Origin of the sequence: Caenibacillus caldisaponilyticus (genome assembly GCF_002003465.1) — a bacterium.
In the GTDB taxonomy this organism is placed as follows: domain Bacteria; phylum Bacillota; class Bacilli; order Bacillales; family Sporolactobacillaceae; genus Caenibacillus; species Caenibacillus caldisaponilyticus.
In genome coordinates this window covers 1-1,452 of the sequence record NZ_BDDQ01000154.1, presented here as the reverse complement: position 1 = coordinate 1,452, position 1,452 = coordinate 1, and the positions used below count along the sequence as shown (strand labels likewise).

The following is a 1,452-nucleotide window of genomic DNA, read 5'->3' as shown; positions in this document are numbered from 1 at the left end:
ACCGGGACAGTCCCTGGATTTGATTCTTTGTTTCGCGATCAACGGATCGTCGGACCTGGAGAAACCATCTCCTACCGAGGAAAAACGTACATCCTCGACGTCCCAAATTCCAGTCCAACCATTCCGGCCAAAACGCCGGTGGAAGTCCGAAAAACGCTGGATGGCAGACTGTTTGTCTGGTACAAAGGTAAGCCCTACCCCTTGATGGAAGCAACCCGGAACAAAGCGGCAAAAACTCCTGAAAAGAAAAAGGAGAGCTCAGAAAAGAAATCGTACAAGCCAGGACCTGATCATCCTTGGCGCAAATATAGGCCCACGAATTCAAAGGAACTGAAACCGGCTTGAATGAACTGAGGTCAAAGTAAATATATCAGTGACATATTCACTGACGCGTTAGTATGACATTTTCACTGACGCTTGACAGGCCGATTATTTTTTCCCCAAAATCGCCGGTTTAAAATTCCCCAGAAGGACCTTATTGATCCTTCTGTTTTTCTTGTTGGATCCTCTTTTCCCGTAATCGATAGCTTTCCCCCTTTAGGTTGAAAATGATGGAATGATGCAGTAATCGATCTAACATCGCGGTCGCCAATACCGAGTCTCCCACAACTTCTCCCCATTCCCCAAAGCTTTTGTTGGAGGTGAGGATAATCGGGGCATGTTCATACCGACGGGCGATGACCTGAAATAAGTAATGGGCGCTGTTTGGGTCCAGTTTTAAGTACCCCATTTCATCAATAATGAGAACGGTTGGCTTCACAAACATGCGAAGCTTTTTTTCCAGCTTTCCTTCCTGGTCGGCTCTTCTTAACTGAGTGACCAAATCATGGGCGGTAATAAAATACGTTTTATATCCTTTTGCGATCGCCTCCATTCCAATCGAAATCGCCAGATGCGTCTTTCCAATCCCCGGTGGACCGAGAAAAAGGATATTCTCCTTTCGATCAATAAACGATAAGGTAAGCAGCTCTCGAATCCGACGCTCGTCCACGGAAGGCAGTGCGTTAAAATCAAACGTATCGATCGTCTTGCGATATGGCAGTTTGGACAGTTTGATGAGCGTTTGGATCGATCGTTCCTGTTTTTCGATGATTTCCGCCTCTAATAAGCGGAATAAAAACTCCGAATATGGTATATTATGAGTAGCTGCGTATTCTGCCATGGCGGACCATCGCTCCGCCATGACAGGCAAATGAAGACGGTGGCAATACTCGTGTATTTGTTCTTTCATGAGCTTTCCCCTCGCAGGAATGTGTCATAAACGGACAATGGACGAGTATCCACCTTCCACCGAAACAGGCGAAATGGTGACGGCCATTTCCGTCTGTTTCTTTTTGATTTTTTCGGCGAATGAAATCACTTTTTTCTGTTGGTTCAAGTAAGAAATCTCCTCCCCTCGATAATACAATCGAATATCCCCATTTAATCGCTCCTTCACCAGAATTTCTTTGC

Annotated in this window: 1 protein-coding gene and 2 pseudogenes; 1 reads left to right on the top strand and 2 read right to left on the bottom strand. The window is 45.6% G+C overall.

What is annotated here, in order from left to right:
* Nucleotides 1–345, top strand: a pseudogene (locus CCB157_RS16965) (ISNCY family transposase); the annotation flags it as partial.
* A 130-nt stretch (nt 346–475) separates the two neighbouring features.
* Here CCB157_RS16965 and istB read toward each other — a convergent pair.
* A complete protein-coding gene (istB, locus tag CCB157_RS16960; RefSeq protein WP_077616952.1) occupies nt 476–1,231 on the bottom strand; it encodes an IS21-like element IS5376 family helper ATPase IstB in 756 nt (251 codons plus the stop codon).
* A pseudogene (locus CCB157_RS16955) lies at nt 1,228–1,452 on the bottom strand (IS21-like element IS5376 family transposase); the annotation flags it as partial. The gene istB and the pseudogene CCB157_RS16955, both read right to left, overlap by 4 nt.

Coding starts and splice junctions, on each gene's coding strand:
- istB (WP_077616952.1), bottom strand. CDS start 1,231: ATGAAAGAACAAATACACGAGTATTGCCACCGTCTTCATTTGCCTGTC.